The organism is Halalkalibaculum sp. DA3122 (genome assembly GCF_043951865.1).
Classification (GTDB): domain Bacteria; phylum Bacteroidota; class Rhodothermia; order Balneolales; family Balneolaceae; genus JAMQKA01.
Genome location: NZ_JBINJF010000004.1, coordinates 119,070 through 138,080, shown reverse-complemented (window position 1 = coordinate 138,080; position 19,011 = coordinate 119,070). Strand labels below are relative to the sequence as shown.

Below are 19,011 nucleotides of genomic sequence, written 5' to 3'. Positions count from 1 at the left end.
GCTGTCAGAGTCCAGAAAATAAGGTCTGATTTCCTGAGATACATATATTTTTACGACCAGCGGGCCAGTTATCGAAACCGATACTTCTCCGGTTTAAAAATCATGCTAGTTATTGTGTGTACCTTCTGTGAAATCTTTATGCAAGTTCTCGTTGATACTTTAAACTGTTAGCCCGGATTTCTCACGAGTATGTTGGATAAAATCATGTAACTTCATGGATGACAATAACTTAAACTTATACCATTTTTTACTGCCAAATTATCATTACAGTCTGTGACAGGCTGCGAAAGTGGCCTTTCAGCTGCGTTGAAGGACAAATCACCTGCTCAACGTACCAACGTACGTCTGCGCGGTCATTTGCCCTTCGCCTTGCTGAAAAACAAATTTCTTGGTAAGAAATCCGGGTTAGCACGTTAAAAAATATAGACAAATATGAGTATAGATTTACGCAGCGATACGGTCACAAAACCGACGTCGGAGATGCTCCGGGTTATGATGAACGCCGAGGTGGGGGATGATGTATTCGGGGAGGACCCCACCGTAAATGCGCTGGAGGACAAAGTCGCCGAGTGTTTTGGCATGGAGGCCGGACTGTTTGTGCCCAGTGGAACGATGGGAAACCAGTTGTGTATCAATGTGTTGACCCGTCCCGGGGATGAAGTGATGATCGAGGAAAAGGGGCATATTTTCAATTATGAAGGGAGCGCCGCTGCAATATTTTCTTCAGTTCAGCTGCATACTGTAAAAGGGCAGCGAGGTAAATTAAGCGCGGATCTTCTTAGGGACAGGCCCCGGGGGCAGTTTGACTGGGAACCCCGCACGAGGGTTATCTCTCTGGAAAACAGCACCAACAAGGGAGGAGGGGCCTGCTACACCCGGAAGGAGCTGAATGCCCTTCGGAAATTTGCTGACGAACATGATCTCAGGATACATCTTGACGGGGCCCGCCTCTGGAATGCGGTGATCGCGACCGGTATCGACCCCGCTTTTTTTGGCCGGGTGGCCGATACCATCAATGTGTGTTTTAGCAAGGGACTGGGTGCCCCCGTAGGCTCCATGATATTGTCTTCAAAAGAGCATATCCGGCGGGCCCGCCGGTTTCGGAAAGCGATGGGCGGAGGAATGCGCCAGGTCGGTATTCTGGCAGCTGCGGCCAACTACGCCATGGACCATCACTGGAGCAAGCTGGAGGAGGACCACCGGCGCGCAAAAGAGCTGGCATCGACGATCAATACCTGTGGCGGGCTCTCCATCGATCCTGATTCAGTAGAAACGAATATTGTAATCTTTGACCTGCTGGAAGAAAAGGCGGAAACAGCCCTGCAAAAACTCGGCCAGCACGGCGTACAGATGGTGCCCTTTGGTCCCCAAACGGTGCGTGCGACCCTGCATCACCAGGTGACCGACGATGATGTGGCTAACGTTCAGCAGGTGCTGAAACAACTGTTTGACTGATTTGCCGTGCCGGCCATCACGCACTTGACCCGCAGTTCCCTGGAAATCAGTTTTGCTAAACTGTGCCCTGTCAACGATGAAGATTCAGCTCTGCTGGAACGCAGATCACACTGATGTTGCAGATCACCACGGAATAATCGCTATAACAGCATCTTTCCAGGCTGCCTGCGCAGATCGGTATAATCGGTGGTTTATCCGAGCTCGTTCAGAAACGACCCGAAATCCAGGATTTGACGTAACCCCAAGCTCCCCTATGTGTCGGTATTCCCTGCCTTCTGCTATCTTTTAAAGCGGGATCAAACCTGTCCTGAATTTGCCCTGCGTTTGATTTCGTCTTTGTAATATAGTGGCCGCCTCGCACAGACGCCGATAAAAAGTATTTTCAGGTGTTCAGGTTGCAACAACCGGTCATTCATCCATTCCAACTTTGTTGGTTCGAGCTGCTGGGCATCCGGGATATATTCTCCTGATGTGGTAAGTGGCTTCTATCAAATACTGGCAAAAACGGGCAATAAAAGCTGTGATAGGGGATTGGCACTTCAAAATTTCTACTCTTCTTGATGAAAGATCTTGGGCATATCGAAAATATATTACCGCAGATTTTCCGGTAAACACCGCACTTTTTTAAATCCCGAAAATAAAGGTAAAAGCCTACAGAACGATTTTATATGTAGGGAAATCCCTTACGCGTTTATAAGGGATTGACCCACAAGATGCAGAAATGTATTTTTAATAAAGTATATATCGGCTTTAGGAATGCATTGGGAACGTTTTAATAATATTATCATATACAGGCTAGCATAGTTTGCTGCTTATCAACATTGACAGGTGGATGAACTACGGTGAAACTTCTTTGGGATTATGGAAAACTACATACTGAATAAAGAGTTGAAGAGTCTACAGTTTACGGTATGGAATGAAGGGGTAAGAGAAGGACAGGCACATTTTGAGGGCAACCTGAAAGAAACCCTGGCCTATCTGCAGGAAAATTCAAATAAAGGTATGGAAGTTTCAGCATTTGACCCGGAGTATATGCATTCCCTGGAACCGGTACCTGCCATGCAATGGCTTATTTGGTATTACCGTACGGCCCTGACCTTTTTGGAGGAAAACGATTTTGAAACGGCTGAATTGATACCCTATCCCTCCAATTCCAGTTCCTAACCTGTTTACAAATTTGAAGAGTTGCGTCATAACGTCAATAAACCATCTTTTTTATGTCAACAGAGGAAATGTTCAAGGTTAAACAAGATTTAACTCCATTGGCAAATGCAAGCCTGATAAATCAAGGTTTTCTGCGAACCATCCTTGAAACACAATCTAAAATATTAGCCCATATTGAAGGCCGGGAACAAGAACAGGTCATTGAAGGGCTGTATGATCGTGTGAATGAAAATATATGTCACGCGGTGGAGCAGCACAGGGAAAAATTTCCGGAAGTATACCTGGATTGACTGCCGGCCGGGGAGCTGGAACCCGGTGGTATTCTGATTTTTGGGGCGCTTTATATTCATCGAGTGTCGCTTTTTTTGGATACAAACCTTCGGAACCGGTGACTAGCTGCTTGTGATGAGCGGTACCGGTCCCGAATTTTCTGTCTGACCAGGCGAGGGGAGTACTCTTCCCAACGCGGTGTGCTTAAAATGTCGCAATGAGATTCATTCTCAAGTATTGGTTGCGTGGATATCTGGCAATTTCCTGCATGCCAGGTGGTTCCCGGAAAGCCTTTTGACCTGAATGTGGTTAGCAGGCTTATTTTACCATTCTGTGAGAAAATTAAGGGGTACTGATTCAAAAGTTATTTACAAATATTATCTATCTTTAATTATTTGATATTTATAAATTTATAGCTAAAATTAGGAAAGCATTTGGGAGGAGACATAATTCTGGTATCATCCTTTCAACAATCATATAGATTTGAATAGGTTTAAAATTGATATCAGGATAGAGAGAGAAATAGATTTACAGGCGTTGTGAAAGTAGTATCTGCGACATCAATCCATCTCTTCCTGAACAGAATACACATTTAATCATCTATATTAATCATCTATAAGACAAAAAGAGGGATAAATCATGGAGACGACGTACATTTTGAACAAAGAACTGAAAAGCCTTCAATTTTCAGTATGGGACAAGGATAGTTACCGGGGACATTCGCATTTTGTTGGCGATGTGGTAGAGACTGCAAAGTTTCTTCGGGAGAACGAAACCGATGACATGGAGGTTTCAGCGCTCGACCTTGAGTACATGCATTCTCTTGAACCTATTTCTGCCGTAAAATGGTTGATCTGGTACTACCAGACAGCACTCACCATATTAGAGGAGAATGATTTTGACGAGGCGGTGCTGGTACCCTATCCAAGCAGTTCGCTGGAACTGGTGAGCTGAGCTACGGGGTAGCAGCAATCCCAAACGGGTAGCTCTATTCGGCTCCTGTTTCCGCCAGTTGTACTGATTGGCAGGAGACAGGAGCGCTTTTCAAGGTTCATTTTTTCTTCACTCAAAAAATGAACAGGGAAAGCTGATAAACGGAGTTGTACACAAGAGCGGGGACATTTCACTTCCTCCCGGAGGGAGATGATCGACTTCAGCCGTCCTAGCGTCGGTATGAGGGGTTACCGATCGCCAAGCGAACTCTTGCAGTCAGGAGAACACCTCCCCGGTACATTCCGTTAAAACACGGAATTCAGGTACCCTCCTCAAGGAAGGACGTTACATCAACGCTGTTTATCCCAAGTTGACATTAATAAAGAATAAAGATAGAGAATCAAGATCTTTCGGCATTAATGGCTTCTCGTCGGCGCTTGCTTATTCCCATTACAAAGATCGGGACGACGTAGAGGGTGAGGATGGAGCCAAAGAAGAGTCCCCCGATCACTGCGCGGGCCAGGGGCGTCCAGATTTCGGCACCGGTACCGATTCCCAGCGAAAGGGGGATCATCGAGCAGATGGTGGTCAGTGCGGTCAGCAGAATTGGGCGCATTCTGCGCTTGCAGGCCTCAATAACATTGTCGAATTCAGTGTCGGAATGGGCATTATTCTTGGTATACAGGTGCATGTAATCCACCAGCACAATTCCGTTGTTGACGATGATACCCACCAGCATAAACATGCCGATAAACGCAGTGGCGCTCAATGGGGTCAGCGACAGCCAGAGTCCCACAAGTGCTCCGAAAAAGGCCAGCGGAATAGAAAACCATATGACAAACGGATCGCGGAAGTTTTCAAATAGCGAAGCCATGATCATGTAGGTTAGCGCAAGGGCAAAAAGAAGTGACCACATAACCTCGTTAGCCCCCTCGTCAGCATCGCTGGTGCCGCCGGTAAATTCGTACCGGTATCCTTCGGGAAGAACAACCTCCTGTTGAATCAGGTCGATGACCTGCTCCCGATACTGGTTTGGATTTCCGGCGACCTGGATGTTAACATCGAGCACCGTTTCCCGGTCGCGCCGGGATATCTCATTGACCCCCTCGGTGCTTTCAAAACGTCCCAGTCCGGCCACGGCCACGCGCTGGCTGTCGACTTGAATCAGCTCGAGGTCGAACAGCTCTTCACGACTGGTCAGCGCCGCTTTTTGAGCACGCACCTGAATGGGAACCTCCCTGCCTTTTTGTCGAAGATATCCTACCCTCGTGCCCTGCACCTGGGTTTTGAGCGAAGTGGCCACTTCATTCAGCGAGCTGCCCATGCGACTAATCCGCTGCCGGTCCACATGAAACTGCATTTCAGGCGTGGGATCGGTGCGGCCGTTATCGACAGAGATGACGCTGGAATCAGCAAGCATCTCCCTCTCAATTTTATCTGAAATCGCCTGCAAAATCTCAATATCAGGACCGACGAGACTCAGCTGTATTCCGCCGCCAAAACCGCCAAAGCCCCCTCCGCCACCGCGTATATTCAGCTCAACACCAGGAGCCGAAAGTTGCTGACGAAGGCGCGCTGAAAATTCATTCGTCGTTACCTCCCGCTCGCTTTCGTCAACCAGGTTGACCGTAATTTCTCCTATATTGGTGCGGCTGGTAAAACCACGCTGACCAATATTGGTGATAACCGTTTCAACTTCAGGATACTGTTCAATCTCTGTTCCAAAGCTTCGTATCACCTGTGCCGTGCGTACCAGTTTTGTACCAGATGGCAGCTCCACCGTCATGGAAACCTGGCCGGAATCAGACTCGGTAAAAAATTCAAATTCAAGTGTATTGTAGAGTGTATATGTTCCCCCCAACAGGGCGGCGACGAAAATGAGAACAATCCACTTCCGAAACATCAGCCAGCGCAGGGTACCGGCATACCAGTCTTCCAGCTTGTGAATACCCTTGAATGAACCACTGTGTCGCTTGAACTCCTCTTTATTCAAAAATAGCAGGGAGAGCACCGGAACAAGGATAATTGAGGCGATAAATGAGATAATAATGGCAATACTGATCGTGAGTGCAAACTGGGCAAAAAACTGACCCTGTACTCCTGAAATACCCACAATAGGTACAAAGACGCCCAGTGTGGTCAGGGTTGCGCCGAGCAGGGCCCCGATGACTTCATTGGTCCCCTCGAGGGCGGCCTGCATTTTGGGGAGATCCTCTTCCAGTTTTCGGGCAATGCTTTCGGAGACTACGATTGCGTTATCCACCAGCAGCCCCACGGCCAGTGCGAGCGCGGTGATTGTAAGGATATTGAGCGTAAGTCCGGCGGCGTACATGGCGGCAAAGCTGGCAGTTACAGAAACCGGGATCGTAGCTGCCACCACCAGTGAAATGCGCCACCCGCCCATAAAAATCAACAGCACAATAATAACAACGATCAGCGCCGCCAGGGCCGACTGGGTGAGATTGGAAATGGAGTTTTCAACATTTTCGCCGTCATTGGTGAGAACCTGGAGGTTTACGCCGGGAGGTAGGTTGGCGTTGATGGAGGGCAGTTCAGCCAGCACCGCGTTGGTGACATCCAGCGTGTTGGCGTCCGATTTTTTTTGGACTTCAACCGTGACGCTGTTTTTGCCGTTGATCTCGACCAGGGTGGTAACCTCGGCGTAACTGTCTTCAACTTCGGCCACATCCTTGATCCTTACCGGAATCCCGTTGTCGGAGATCTTGATGATGGTTTGTCCGATCTCCTCCACATTTTGGTACATTGATTCGGCAACCAGGCTAAAGTTGTTTTTGCCGGTGATGATATTTCCCATCGAAACCTGGGCGTTGTTAGACCGAAGTACGGATTCGATATCAGCAGGTACCAGCTGGTGCTGGGCGAGCGACATGGGGGAAACGTTGACATAGATCTGGCGCTGCAGTCCCCCGCGGGTATCGGCCGAGGCTACCCCCTCCAGGCGCTCGATACGGGGTTCAATAAACTCTACCCCCAGGCGGCGCAGCTCATCCAGTCCCTTGTTTTCGGTGTCAAGGCTGAGCCGCATAATCGGGAAGTTGTCGGGATCAAACTGGAAGATAACCGGTTCTGCAGCCTCTTCGGGCAGTTCATTCCGGATTCGGGCAATCGCTTCCCGCACTTTGAGCTCGGTGTTGCGGATATTGATGCCGGTTTGGAGTTCCAGTATTATAAAAGCGCTTCCCTTGCTGATATTGGCCCTCATCTCATCAATCCCTTCAATTGAAGAGATGGCGCCCTCCAGCGGCTCCACAACCAGTTTTTGCATATCCTCGGGGGCCACATTGCTGTAGTTCGACTGCACCGCAAGGATCGGGATATTGAATGAGGGATAGAGGGTTACCTTAAGGTTGGAAAGCGAAAATACACCAAAGCCGATGACAACCAGGGTGATCATGATAACGGAGATGGGCCGGCGGAGAACCCGACCGGCGACAGTGAACTTTTTCATAATACGGTCTTCTTAGGTTTCATCGGTTTCCGTTAGGGGGTCGACTTTGTGTACGGCATCGAAGCCCAGCTTTTCTACCGTGCGGTTGATCAGCATGTAGAGGCAGGGTACGACAAAGAGCATCAGTACGGTCGACATCGTCAGCCCTCCAATTACGGTCCGGGCCATCGGACTCCAGGTTTCGGACCCCGAACCGAGCTCCAGGGCCAGCGGCACCATCGACAAAATAGTGGTAAAGGCAGTCATCAGGATCGGCCGCAAACGTCGTCCCGCGCCCTCTACGATGGCATCGTGGCGCGACATTTTCCTTGCCTGCAGGATTTTGATATAATCGATCATCACGATTCCGTTATTCACAACAATACCGGAGAGCAATATCAATCCCACCATCGACGTAACGCTGACAGAGGTGCCTGTCGCCCAGAGTACCAGCAGGACGCCCGTGAGTGCCAGCGGGATCGTCAAAATAATGATAAACGGTTCCACCAGGCTTTCAAACTGGGAGGCCATGACCATGTAGGTGAGGATACCCGCAATGATAAATGCAATCAGCAGGTAGTTAAATGAGTCTTGCTGGTCTTCGGCCGAACCCGCAATTTGGTAGCGATATCCCTCCGGCCAGTCAATAGTGTTGAGTTGTTCACGGGCGCGGTCGGAGGCGGTTTTCAGATCGATGCCGGAGAGATCCGCGGAGACTTCAGTGACACGCTCCTGGTTGACGCGAATGATATTTGTCGGCCCGCTGTACCGCTCAACACGCGTCAGGTTCGAAAGCGGAACCCAGTCGCCCGAAGGCGTTTCTACCTGGATATTGCGCAAGTCGCTGACAGAAGCCTTGTCGGTCTCTTCCAGCTGCACGCGTACTTCGAACTCGATACCCTGGTCAACGTAGGTTGTGGCCAGGTTGCCCTGCACTGCATCGCTGATAGCCGAGGCCACCTGCGAGGTGTTCATCCCTATACGCGAGATGCGCTCCCGGTCCATTGTGATGCGCAGTTCCGGGCGTCCCTGGTCGGCGGTACTGAATACATTTACAATCCCATCGATATTATCCAACCTTGCTTTAACTCCATCGGCCAGCTCCTGTTTGGTGGAGGCCTCAAATCCATAGACCTGCACAATCAGTCCGTTTTCCGCTTCCGGGCTCAGCGGGTCTTGTTGCACTTCTTTAATTTCGGTGCCCGGTACGATTTCGAGAGCATCCAGAAGGCTGGAGGTTATTTCGGCCTCGGGGCGCTCCCGCTGTTCCTGCGGAATCAGTTCAATGCGGACGGTGCCCTGGTAGCCCCCGGGGTTGTCGGCCCCTTCGATTCCCTCTTTATCTCCAAAATCCGAAACAACAAGCCGGGCTTCCGGCACTTCCCGGTCGATAATTGATTCGACTTGCGAGATCGAGCGTTCCAGCTCCAGCAGGCTGACCCCGGGCTCGCGCTGGACATCCAGAATAAACCGGTTGTCATCCACCTTCGGGAAAAACTCTCCGCCCAGGAGGCCAAATAGAGGAAGAGTAGCCAGGAAAAGGACTACAGCAGATACTATGACAAGCCCGCTGCGGTCAAGCAAACCGTCCAGGGTATTCTTGTAGGAATTTTCCAGCCGCTGCAGGTAATTGCTGATCGCCGGTCCCACTTTTTCTGAAAAGAATGAGCCGGTTTTTTTACCGATAAACCTGGCGCTGATGTACAGAGGGTATACCAGCGCACCCAGCAGCAGGAGGGGAGAAGCCGCAATTCGCTTGTAGATATTATCCCGGCTCCAGTCCAGCAGTTTTTTGAGATAGTTCCGGGTATCCCGATCATCTTCTTCATCGGTGTCGAGCAGCTGTGAGCTCATCATGGGGATGATGGAGAGCGCGACCAGGGACGAGACGGAGAGGGCAAACGAGATAGTAAGAGCCAGGTCTCTGAACAGGAAGCCGGCAATACCGGGAACGAAGAGGATCGGGATAAAGACCACGAGGGTCGTCAACGTTGATATGACCACCGGCACGGCTACCTCCTGGGCGCCAAATACTGAGGCTTCCTTGCGATTGTGTCCCTCCTCCTTAAACCGGAATATATTTTCGAGGACAACCACGGCATCATCCACCACCATGCCTACCGCGAGCGTTAGTCCCGACAGCGATATGATATTGAGGCTCAGGTCCGCCCAGTCCATGATGCTGAATGTGGAGATGATGGAGACGGGAATGGAGATCGCAATAATGAGGGCTGAGCGACCGCTGTGGAGGAAGGCAAGCAGGATAAGCACCACCAGGATTACGGCCTGCAGGCCGGTCCACAACAGGTTGTCAATCGACATTTCGATGAAGTTCGCCTCGTTGGTGAGCACGTCGATGTTGACGTCTCCGGGCAGAATCTCCTGCAGGTCATCGATACTCTCCACCACGGCGTTGGCTGTAGTCACAACATTGGCATCGCTCTGGCGGTAAACATTGATGATGACCCCTTCATTGCGGTCGACATGCACATTGCCGATCGGCTGGGCCACCCCGTCTTCCACATCAGCAACATCTGCCAGCCGCAGCGGTTCGCCTTCACGTTCGGCGATAATCGTATTGCGGATCTGCTCCACGTTTTCAAACTCCCCAATGGTGCGAAGGGAGTAGATGGTTCGGCCCTCGACGAGTTCTCCGGCGGGAACCTGGATGTTTTCCTGCTGCAATTTGCCGGCGATGGCTGAAATGCTGAGATTGTACGAGCGCATCTCCTCATTGCTGATATCAATATTTATCTGGCGTTCGTATCCCCCCGATGTTTCGCTTGACGCCACCCCTGGTATACGCTCCAGGCGCTGTTCCAGCTGCTGCTTTGCGATCGTGCGAATTTCGCGGGGACTCCGAATATCGGAGGTCAGGGTGAGCACGATGATCGGTTCCTGGTTGGGATCGTAGGAAAACACAATCGGCTGTTCGGCATCGTCGGGGATGGTACGGCGCACAAAATCGAGCTCTTTCCTTACATCCGATTCTGCGATATAGAGGTCGGTACCCCAGTCAAACTTCAGTTTAACCACCGAGGCGCCCTGGTTCGAGATTGAACGGACCCTGCGCACGCCGCTGATACTTCCTACCGCTTCTTCTATTGGGCGGGTGATAAGGGTTTCTATATCGCCGGGCGCTACGCCCTCGTAGGTGGTATACACGGTAATCGTGGGGAAGGATACATCCGGGTATAGATTTAATCTCAGGTTGGAGAGCCCGAACAGACCAAAGCCAATGACAATAAGGCTGGTCATGAAAAAGGTGACCGGCCGCTCAACCGCTTTTCTGGCTAACGCTTTCATATTGTTGGATTGTGATTCTTGGCTGGAATTTTAGTGTGGCTGAGCTTTTCTTAATCTGTTTCTTGTGTTTCCGGTGTTTCAATGGGTATTGCTTCCGGATCCTCGAAGTCCTGCTGATCCGCAACCCGAACGCGGGTACTGTCATCCAGGCTGTTTTGCCCGGTAATCACTATTTCATCACCCGGCTGAATGCCTTCCAGTACCTCTATGCGGTCGCCCTGTTCAATTCCCAGTTTTAGTTCACTGCGGACTGCAAGCGTATCATTCCGAACAACAAATACAGAGTAACTGCGCTCCAGCTGAATGGTGTTCGACTCCGGTTCAATGAGGGTTTGTACATTTTCGACAAGGGCGGCCCGCGGTATGACGACCGCATCTTCATGAGTTTCAACGTTGATAGTGGCCTGAACCAGCACACCCTGGTATATATTCTGGTCCTGCTCGGTCAGGCTGATTACCACTTCCCCGAGTCCTGTTGAGGGATCCAGACGGGGACTAATCTTGGAAACTCTCCCTTCTCCGGTTACATCCGGGTGATTTGAGACGCTAAATGTCACTGGCTGTCCTATCTTTACGTTGCGCCACTCTTCAAACGGGAGGTATACGCGACATTGATACCCGGTTAGGTTGGCAATCTCATAGGCTGTCTGCCCGGTTGTGGCAAGATCGCCTTCCGATATATTTCTCGTGAGTACGACGCCATAAACCGGAGATCGGATTTCCGTGTTCATCAGGTTTTCACGGCTCTGTGTCAGGTTGGCCCGTGAGGCTTCATACTGCGATCGGCTGTTTTGAAACGTTGCCCTGGCATTGTCAAATTCGGTGGAACTGATCAGCTCCTTTTTAAATAGTTCCTGCTGGCGCTGAAACTGCAGGCTGTCGCGTACATAGGCGGCCCGGCTCTGTTCCATCTGCGCTTTGGCCTGCTCAAACTGATCTCTGAACGGCACGTCATAAATTTTGGCAAGCGGGTCACCCGGTTGTACCGTATCCCCGAGGTCCGAGTGAATCTTCGTGATCCTGTTTGACACCTGGGGAACGACATTGACGATCTCCTGGGCACGGATATTTCCAAATGATTTGATCTGCTGGGAAATATCACGGGTTTCTGCTGTTATTGTTTCAACGCTCGTTGCCGGAGGGGGAGAATTGAAGTTTTCCCCGCCGGGATTTGCGCCTCCCCCGCTACAGGCTTGAAGTAACAGGAGAGCTGAAAGTATTACAAATATTGATAAATTCGTTTTCGTTTGAATCACGTTAACTCAGGTTTTGATTTTGATGTCTGCGGAATTGGGGCGGCGCCATGCAACTTGAAGGTTCAGATATGGTTCCATTCATTTCGCCCCGAGATATTGAGTGTTACCCTAATGATTACGGAAACCCTACGAATAATGAGTGCCTGGGTTACAAACTTTTAGATATTAGCATACCTTGCTGTTATTGTCTCGGTTAAAAAGTTATAAAGGTTGGCTTGATCTACAGGGCGTGATGGTATCACCTCTCCATGAAATTTGATTTGTGCATGGATAATCGGTTTTAATCCAATCATAACGGGTAGCGACAATTTGATCGCCTAAGGGAGAATAACAAGCAAAACTGAATGAAATTTGAGGGACTTGACGAAATCTGTGCCTTACCTGTCCCAGCCAATTCACTCATTTACAGAGGATTTGAAAAACCAGCAATTTTGTTCAGAGTCAAGGGCCTGCCCGAAATCAAAACCGCAATTAATACTCCATACATGAGGATTTCGAATGCGTGAAAATGTCGGGACTGGATAAAACATTCGAATCACCGTTCGGAAGGAGTTGTATTCCCGCCTTACTCTGCTATATGAAGTCGGTGGTACAACCACCTCCCAACTAAGCTTCAGGTTCTGGAAAGGTCTCTTGATGAATGTGTCTTTGAGTAATCAGGTGAGACGAGAACACCAGTACAATCATTATTAGGGCTTTTATGAAAAAGTCTTGCAGATCTTTGCCTTGGCAGAGGTATTCGTCGTATTAATTGAAAAAATGCTTCTCGTACCAAAGTCACCACTTGCAACGTGTTCAGGAGACCAATATTGGAACCCTCAACCTTCAACCTTCAACCTGCAACCTGCAACCTGCAACCTGCAACCTGCATGCCCTATCTGTGAAGGTGGTAGCTCCGGGCCGAGGGGGATTACGTGCCCCCCGTACTAATGATTTGTGGAATTTGTCGGTATTAGCGCTCCAGCATGTTGCGTATTCCCACCTCGAGGCCGCGCAGTTCCGCAAGCCCGCGGAGCCGACCAAGGCCCGAATATCCGGGATAAGATTCTTTCTGAAGGTCATCGAGCATGCGGTGGCCGTGGTCCGGTCGCATCGGGATATTCAGATCCGTTCGCCCTTCCTCCCTGCGGCGGTGCTGTTCCCGGATGAGTGCGTACATCACCTCAAACATGCCGGCATCGCCCTCCAGGTGATTTGCTTCATAAAAGCTGCCGTCGTCCTCGCGTTGCACACTTCTCAGGTGGATAAAGTTGATGCGATCTCCCAGTCGCTCAACCATTCCGGGCAGATCATTGTCGGCCCGTGCCCCGTAAGACCCGGTACAGAACGTAAGCCCGTTGAATGGGGTGTCGATCACGTTGGTAAGCTCCCTGGCATCGGCTTCGGTGCTGACAATACGGGGGAGCCCGAACAGCGGGTAGGGAGGATCATCCGGGTGTATCGCCATGCGGACGCCGTGCTCCTCGGCCACGGGGATAATCTCTTTTAGAAAATCATGCAGGTGTTCGCGCAGTTGCCGATCGTCGATATCGTCGTATTCGGCCAGAAAATCACGGAACTTTCCCACCGTCATCTTTTCGTCGCCCGGCATTCCCAGCAAAATGGTTTCGGTCAGCTCCTGTGTGGCGGATTCATCCAGGGAATCCAGGTATTTTTGGGCTTTTTCCTGCTCTTCTTCGGAATAGTCGTTGTTCGCTTCTTCGCGTTCCAGGATGTAGAGATCAAACGCCGTGAAGGCGGTTTTGTCGAAACGAAGAGCCGTGGAGCCATCCGCCAGCTCAAAATCTATATTGGTGCGGGTCCAGTCCGTCAGCGGCATAAAGTTGTAACAAACGGTGTGGATTCCACACTCGGCCAGATTTCGGATCGACGCTTTATAATTCTCGATCCATTTTTCATATTCACCGGACTGTTTTTTGATATCCTCATGCACCTGGATGCTCTCGACGACCGACCAGGTGAGGCCCTCATCCTCGATCTCTTTTTTTCGCTTAGTAATCTCTTCAACGCTCCATGCCGCGCCCGTGGGCAGGTGATGCAGGGCGGTAACGATGCCCGTCGCTCCCGTTTGTTTTATTTCAGGCAGCTTAATGGTGTCGTAGGAGCCGTACCAGCGCCATGTCTGTTCAAATTGCATAAATTGTCGCCTATAAAATTAATTAAGTGTTAGTTTCGTACTGAGCTTACCAGCTCGATCGTATTTCGCACATGCTCCTCGAGTCCCTCGAAATCCCTGTTTGCCAGGTGCTCTTTGGTTATCAGGTCGGAGCCCATGCCAACGCAGGCAGCCCCGGCGTTGAACCAGCCCGAAAGATTTTCTTTGGTAGCTTTAACACCGCCGGTCGGCATCAGGCTGGTCCAGGGACAGGGAGCAGTCACGGCCTTGATGAAGCCGGGACCGAGTTGGCTGCCGGGAAATATCTTCACAATTTCGGCGCCCAGCTCTTCCGCTTTTGATATTTCGGTCAGTGAACCGCAGCCCGGCGACCAGAGCACTTTTCTGCGGTTGCAGACTTTGGCGACATCTTCTTTCAGCATGGCCGAAACCACAAAGTTGGCTCCCATCTGCATGTAGAGAGAGGCGGTGCCGGCGTCGGCTACCGAGCCCACACCCATGATCAGCTCCGGCAGTTCCTGTTCAGCGAACTTATTCAGCTCTGCAAAAATTTCATGGGCGTGATCCCCGCGGTTGGTGAACTCCAGCAGCCGGGCTCCGCCCTTGTAGCAGGCCTCCAATACGTTTTTACTTAGCTCAAGATCATTGTGGTAAAACAGCGGAACGAGTCCTTCCGCCTTCATGGTGGTTGCTACTTCAATTCGGGTAAATCGTGCCATGTCAAGAATTTTTTGATATTGAAATTAGGAATCACAAGCGGATTGCCAGGTATAGAAACCAGAGGCCCTTGCTGATTTCGGTTTCACAAAGGCCTCTGTTGATAATAATTGTTAAATACTGGTCAGGGCATTCTGTGTTATATATAATACAGGAATTCGCCCTTTTACCGGGATACCCGTCCGGAGGCGTCGCCCTCCATCAGCTTTTCGACCTCTTCGACGGTCGAGAGGTTGGCATCGCCGTAGATGGTGTGCTTCAGGCAGGAAGCGGCCACAGCGAAGTCAAGGGCTTTCTGGTCGTCTCCGTCAAAATTGATCAGCCCATAGATCAGTCCCGCCATGAACGAGTCGCCCCCGCCCACGCGATCCACAATATGGGTGATGTCGTAGGTGGTGGTATCCAGGAATTCCTCCCCGTTGTACAGCACGCCCGACCACGTGTTGTGGGAGGCGCTGATAGAGCCTCGCAGGGTCGTGATAATTTTCTTGGACCGGGGGAACTGCTCATAGAGTTGTTCGCAGACCGAACGGTAGGCTTCCGAATCCACGGTGTCGCCCTTGGTCACATCTACGTCGGCCGGGTGAATTCCAAAATGTTTTTCAGCGTCCTCCTCGTTTCCGAGAATGATGTCGCATCCTTCCACGAGTTCCGGCATCACGTCTCCGGGCTCTTTACCGTAGTTCCAGAGTTTGGCGCGGTAGTTCAGGTCGGTGGAGACGGTCACGCCCAGCTCGTTGGCCGCTTCGATAGCCTCTTTGGTGGCGTCGGCGGCCCCTTGTGATATCGCCGGGGTAATGCCGGTCCAGTGAAACCACTGTGCCCCGTCAAAGACCTTTTCCCAGTCGATCATCCCTTTTTTAATCGTGGAGATGGCCGAGTGAGCGCGGTCGTAGACCACTTTGCTTCCGCGGCTGACGGCCCCGGTTTCCAGGAAGTAGATTCCCAGCCGTTCTCCCCCAAAAATAATGTTGTCGGTTTGAACGCCCCGTTTCCGCAGTTCGCCGAGCGCGCAGTGGCCGATGTCGTTGTCGGGCAGCCGGGTCACGAACTCCGCCGGCATTCTGAATGTGGCCAGGGAAGAGGCTACGTTCGATTCGCCTCCGCCATAGACCACATCAAACGAGGCGGCCTGTGAAAATCTTAATTTTCCCGGTGGTGAAAGTCGCAACATGATTTCACCAAAAGTGACTACTTTATCCATATCAATCCCTTCCTTGTGTTAGCTTTATTTAAAATTCGAAATATGAGTTTGCGTTGTGGTAGCAGATATCGGAAATAATTTTACCGGTCCATTCGATATCATCGGGCATCTGGCCGTTTGCCAGGTCAGCGCCGACAAGATTGCAGAGCGTTCGCCGGAAATACTCGTGCCGGGGATAAGACAGAAAGCTCCTGGAATCGGTCAGCATCCCTACAAAGCAGCTCAGGATTCCCATGTTGGAAAGTACATTCATCTGCTCTTCCATGCCATCTTTCTGGTCGAGGAACCACCATGCCGATCCGTACTGCATCTTGCCGCGGACCGTCCCGTCGTTGTAGTTGCCGGTCATGGTGGCAAATATCGCATTATCTGCCGGGTTGAGGTTATAAATAATGGTTTTCGGCAGCTCCTTGGTTTTGTCCAGCGTGTCAAAAAACTGCACCATGCTTTCTGCCTGGCTGTAGTCGCCGATGGAATCGAACCCGGAATCGGGGCCAAGCTGTTCCATCATGCGGCTGTTGGCGTTGCGCAGGGCACCGAGATGAAATTGTTGTACCCAGCCTTTCTGCGCGTATCGACGTCCCAGTTCAAGCAAGATGGCATATCGCAGCGACTGCTGCTGTCGCAGACTAAGATCTCCGCCGCTGCGGACAGTATCAAAATATTTTTCAATTTCCTTCTTTCCAACCGGCTCCCCCTGCAGCGTTTTGATCCCGTGATCGGACAGTCGGCAACCATGATTTTCAAAAAAGTCCATCCGGTTGAACAGCGCCTCCAGCAGGTCGTCGTAATTGGTTATGCTGATGCCGCTGGCCGACTCCAGTTTCTGCAGGTAGTTGTTGTAGGTATCGGGATCGCTGAAATTGTAGGCCGCATCGGGGCGGAAGCCGGGCAGAACTTTTACCTCAAAACCATCCTGCTTGATTGCCCGGTGATGTTCAAGTGAGTCGGCGGGGTCATCGGTCGTGCAGATCACCTCCACATTCATGCGGGTGACCAGGCTGCGGGCGCTGAATTCGGGTTCCTGCAGCATTTCCGTACACCGGCTGTAGATCTCATCAGCCGTATCGGGGGTCAACAGCTTGTCGATCCCGAAATACCGCTTCAGTTCCAGGTGACTCCAGTGATGCAATGGATTGCGCAATGTGTATGGGACGGCTTCGGCCCACTTGTCAAACTTGGTTTTGTCATCGGCCTCACCGGTGATAAATTTCTCATCCACACCCAGCGTCCGCATGGCCCTCCATTTGTAGTGGTCGCCGCGGAGCCATATGTCGGTCAGGTTTTCAAACTTGCGATCGGCTGCCAGGTCCCCCGGCGGAAGGTGGCAGTGGTAGTCAATAATCGGTTGGTCAGCCGCGTAATCATGATATAGAGTTTGGGCGGGTTTTGAGTCGAGAAGAAAATTTTCAGATATAAAATTACTCATAATACTGTTCCTAAATTAAGACTGTAGAGGCAGATGCAATCGTTTGCAGAAATAAATATTTGTTTTAAGAATTGCAAAAAAAATCATTCATTTTCATAAAAAGATGCGACCATGCCGGGATGGTGTTACCGTTTCTTCAGTGTGGAGGCCCTGGTTATGAGTTTGGGTTCCAGCACCTTTTGCTGAGGTTCGAACTCCTGCTCCTTCGATTTCATCTGCTGGAAAAAAAGTTCAGCGGCCATTTTCCCCATCTTGTTAGTCTGCTGGTCGATGGTGGTCAACGGGGGATCAACCAGGGAGGTGAACTGCTCGTTACTGAACCCGGCGACGGCGATTTGTCCCGGCACGTCGATATTTTTCTCTTTCAGCACCTGGATGGCGCCGATGGCCGCGTAGTCACTTGCCGAAAAGATCGCATCCGGGGGATTCGAGAGGGAGAGTAACTGTTTCATCGCCTCCGATCCGGAGTCAAGCTTGAGTTTGTTTTTAATGATGAGCTGCTCATCGACCGGCATATCATGTGCTTTTAATGCGTCCTTGTAGCCTCTTAACCGCTCCTGGTAAATATTTATATGCTGTTCTCCTGCAAAATGGGCGATCCGGCTGCAACCCTGGTCAACCAGGTGCTCAACCACCTGGTAGGCGCCCCGGTAATCGTCTACGACTACGGAGCTTGTGTGAAGGGAGGGGTTGACCCGGTCATAAAAAATAAGCGGAATATTACTGTCCAGCACCTTTTGATAGTGAGCGTAATCAGCCGTTTCCATGGCGATGGATGCGAGGATGCCGTCTACCTGGGCTTCCAAAAGAGCATTGATATTTTTTTTCTCCTTTTCAAACGAATCGTATGATTGGCAAATGACGACGTTGTAACCGGTGTCGTTAGCCAGCTCTTCGACCCCCCTGATGATTGAGGAAAAAAAGTTTCTGTCTGCGGTGGGGACCAGGATTCCGAGCAGGTTGCTGGTGCCTTTACGCAACGCAGCGGCGATATTGTTGTACTGGTAGTTTAACTCCTCCGCTTTTTTTACCACCGCTTCCTTGGTTGAATCACTTATGCGGGGATGGTCCTGCAGCGCCCGGGAAACGGTTGAAGCGGTCACTCCCAGTTCGTTGGCAATATCACTAAGTCGAATTTTTTTTTCACTCATATAAATTCAGGACAAATCTTAATTATATAGCTAAAAACACTCCCGGTAATAAATTGATACGGGTATTTATTCCCTTTATTCTAACAATTTTTTATGGACTTAGTGAACTTCTTTTTTTATTGGCGGTCCTTGCAGTGGGACTTCAACCAACGTTTGCAAAAGCATTTGCAATGAAAATATTATTGTAGTAGGTTATTGTTCAATCGATTGCACAAAATAAAACAAATCTGCCTTAATAGTAATTATTATCGCAGAATGTTCTGTTAAATTTAATCAGGCAATAACCTTTTATCGTTGAAATGAGCTTATAATTCGTTTGGCAGCCGGCTTGACTGCAAAAATGGATCTATTTCATTTTGACCTGACTATTGTGGAAAATACTGGGGAAGTATGGGATAAGTTACGATACAAGTAACAGGCACATCTTTTGTCGGTAAAGGGGATAAACTCACATTTTTAAATTAGACAAGGAGTATGTAATGGGAGGAAATATGGATAGGTATATCTTATCAATTCGAAGTTCAACGGTGGTTCAAGTTTGTTGTATCGCTGTCTTGTGTTC

12 protein-coding genes are annotated in these 19,011 nt (G+C 50.2%); 4 read left to right on the top strand and 8 right to left on the bottom strand.

All coding sequences use genetic code 11. The features are described from left to right. Nucleotides 1-432: 432 nt before the first annotated feature. The 4 genes from ACG2F4_RS04230 to ACG2F4_RS04215 all read left to right on the top strand — a co-directional run bounded on the left by ACG2F4_RS04230 (nt 433) and on the right by ACG2F4_RS04215 (nt 3,843). A complete protein-coding gene (locus ACG2F4_RS04230) occupies nt 433-1,455 on the top strand; it encodes a threonine aldolase family protein (RefSeq protein WP_395258813.1) in 1,023 nt (340 codons plus the stop codon). Between the two features lie 861 nt (nt 1,456-2,316). Then, on the top strand, nt 2,317-2,619 hold the full coding sequence (locus tag ACG2F4_RS04225) for a hypothetical protein (protein ID WP_395258810.1): 303 nt from the start codon (nt 2,317-2,319) through the stop codon (nt 2,617-2,619). Between the two features lie 53 nt (nt 2,620-2,672). Further along, the gene (locus ACG2F4_RS04220; RefSeq protein WP_395258808.1) at nt 2,673-2,909 is read left to right on the top strand and encodes a hypothetical protein; all 237 of its coding nucleotides are present in this window, start codon (nt 2,673-2,675) and stop codon (nt 2,907-2,909) included. Nucleotides 2,910-3,528: 619 nt separating this feature from the next. Beyond that, nucleotides 3,529-3,843 (top strand): hypothetical protein, encoded by a 315-nt coding sequence (locus tag ACG2F4_RS04215; protein WP_395258806.1) that lies wholly within the window; start codon nt 3,529-3,531, stop codon nt 3,841-3,843. 379 nt (nt 3,844-4,222) lie between these two features. On the opposite strand, the gene ACG2F4_RS04210 is transcribed toward ACG2F4_RS04215, so the two are convergent. The 8 genes from ACG2F4_RS04210 to ACG2F4_RS04175 form a co-directional block, all read right to left on the bottom strand. Next, nucleotides 4,223-7,291, bottom strand: a complete 3,069-nt coding sequence (locus ACG2F4_RS04210) for an efflux RND transporter permease subunit (protein WP_395258804.1) — start codon at nt 7,289-7,291, stop codon at nt 4,223-4,225. 12 nt (nt 7,292-7,303) lie between these two features. After that, nucleotides 7,304-10,576, bottom strand: a complete 3,273-nt coding sequence (locus tag ACG2F4_RS04205) for an efflux RND transporter permease subunit (RefSeq protein WP_395258802.1) — start codon at nt 10,574-10,576, stop codon at nt 7,304-7,306. 50 nt (nt 10,577-10,626) lie between these two features. Then, on the bottom strand, nt 10,627-11,832 hold the full coding sequence (locus ACG2F4_RS04200; RefSeq protein ID WP_395258800.1) for an efflux RND transporter periplasmic adaptor subunit: 1,206 nt from the start codon (nt 11,830-11,832) through the stop codon (nt 10,627-10,629). Nucleotides 11,833-12,784: 952 nt separating this feature from the next. After that, nucleotides 12,785-13,969, bottom strand: coding sequence for a mannonate dehydratase (gene uxuA, locus ACG2F4_RS04195; protein WP_395258798.1), 1,185 nt, complete (start codon nt 13,967-13,969; stop codon nt 12,785-12,787). Between the two features lie 29 nt (nt 13,970-13,998). Further along, nucleotides 13,999-14,667, bottom strand: a complete 669-nt coding sequence (locus tag ACG2F4_RS04190) for a bifunctional 4-hydroxy-2-oxoglutarate aldolase/2-dehydro-3-deoxy-phosphogluconate aldolase (protein WP_395258796.1) — start codon at nt 14,665-14,667, stop codon at nt 13,999-14,001. 164 nt (nt 14,668-14,831) lie between these two features. Continuing rightward, entirely contained in the window at nt 14,832-15,869 is a 1,038-nt protein-coding gene (locus ACG2F4_RS04185) for a PfkB family carbohydrate kinase (protein ID WP_395258794.1), read from the bottom strand. A 28-nt stretch (nt 15,870-15,897) separates the two neighbouring features. Beyond that, nucleotides 15,898-17,298 (bottom strand): glucuronate isomerase, encoded by a 1,401-nt coding sequence (gene uxaC, locus ACG2F4_RS04180; protein ID WP_395258792.1) that lies wholly within the window; start codon nt 17,296-17,298, stop codon nt 15,898-15,900. 125 nt (nt 17,299-17,423) lie between these two features. Beyond that, on the bottom strand, nt 17,424-18,449 hold the full coding sequence (locus tag ACG2F4_RS04175) for a LacI family DNA-binding transcriptional regulator (protein ID WP_395258790.1): 1,026 nt from the start codon (nt 18,447-18,449) through the stop codon (nt 17,424-17,426). Nucleotides 18,450-19,011: the final 562 nt, after the last annotated feature.

Coding starts and splice junctions, on each gene's coding strand:
- ACG2F4_RS04205 (WP_395258802.1), bottom strand. CDS start 10,576: ATGAAAGCGTTAGCCAGAAAAGCGGTTGAGCGGCCGGTCACCTTTTTC.
- ACG2F4_RS04185 (WP_395258794.1), bottom strand. CDS start 15,869: ATGGATAAAGTAGTCACTTTTGGTGAAATCATGTTGCGACTTTCACCA.
- ACG2F4_RS04220 (WP_395258808.1), top strand. CDS start 2,673: ATGTCAACAGAGGAAATGTTCAAGGTTAAACAAGATTTAACTCCATTG.
- ACG2F4_RS04210 (WP_395258804.1), bottom strand. CDS start 7,291: ATGAAAAAGTTCACTGTCGCCGGTCGGGTTCTCCGCCGGCCCATCTCC.
- ACG2F4_RS04215 (WP_395258806.1), top strand. CDS start 3,529: ATGGAGACGACGTACATTTTGAACAAAGAACTGAAAAGCCTTCAATTT.
- uxaC (WP_395258792.1), bottom strand. CDS start 17,298: ATGAGTAATTTTATATCTGAAAATTTTCTTCTCGACTCAAAACCCGCC.
- ACG2F4_RS04175 (WP_395258790.1), bottom strand. CDS start 18,449: ATGAGTGAAAAAAAAATTCGACTTAGTGATATTGCCAACGAACTGGGA.
- ACG2F4_RS04230 (WP_395258813.1), top strand. CDS start 433: ATGAGTATAGATTTACGCAGCGATACGGTCACAAAACCGACGTCGGAG.
- uxuA (WP_395258798.1), bottom strand. CDS start 13,969: ATGCAATTTGAACAGACATGGCGCTGGTACGGCTCCTACGACACCATT.
- ACG2F4_RS04190 (WP_395258796.1), bottom strand. CDS start 14,667: ATGGCACGATTTACCCGAATTGAAGTAGCAACCACCATGAAGGCGGAA.
- ACG2F4_RS04225 (WP_395258810.1), top strand. CDS start 2,317: ATGGAAAACTACATACTGAATAAAGAGTTGAAGAGTCTACAGTTTACG.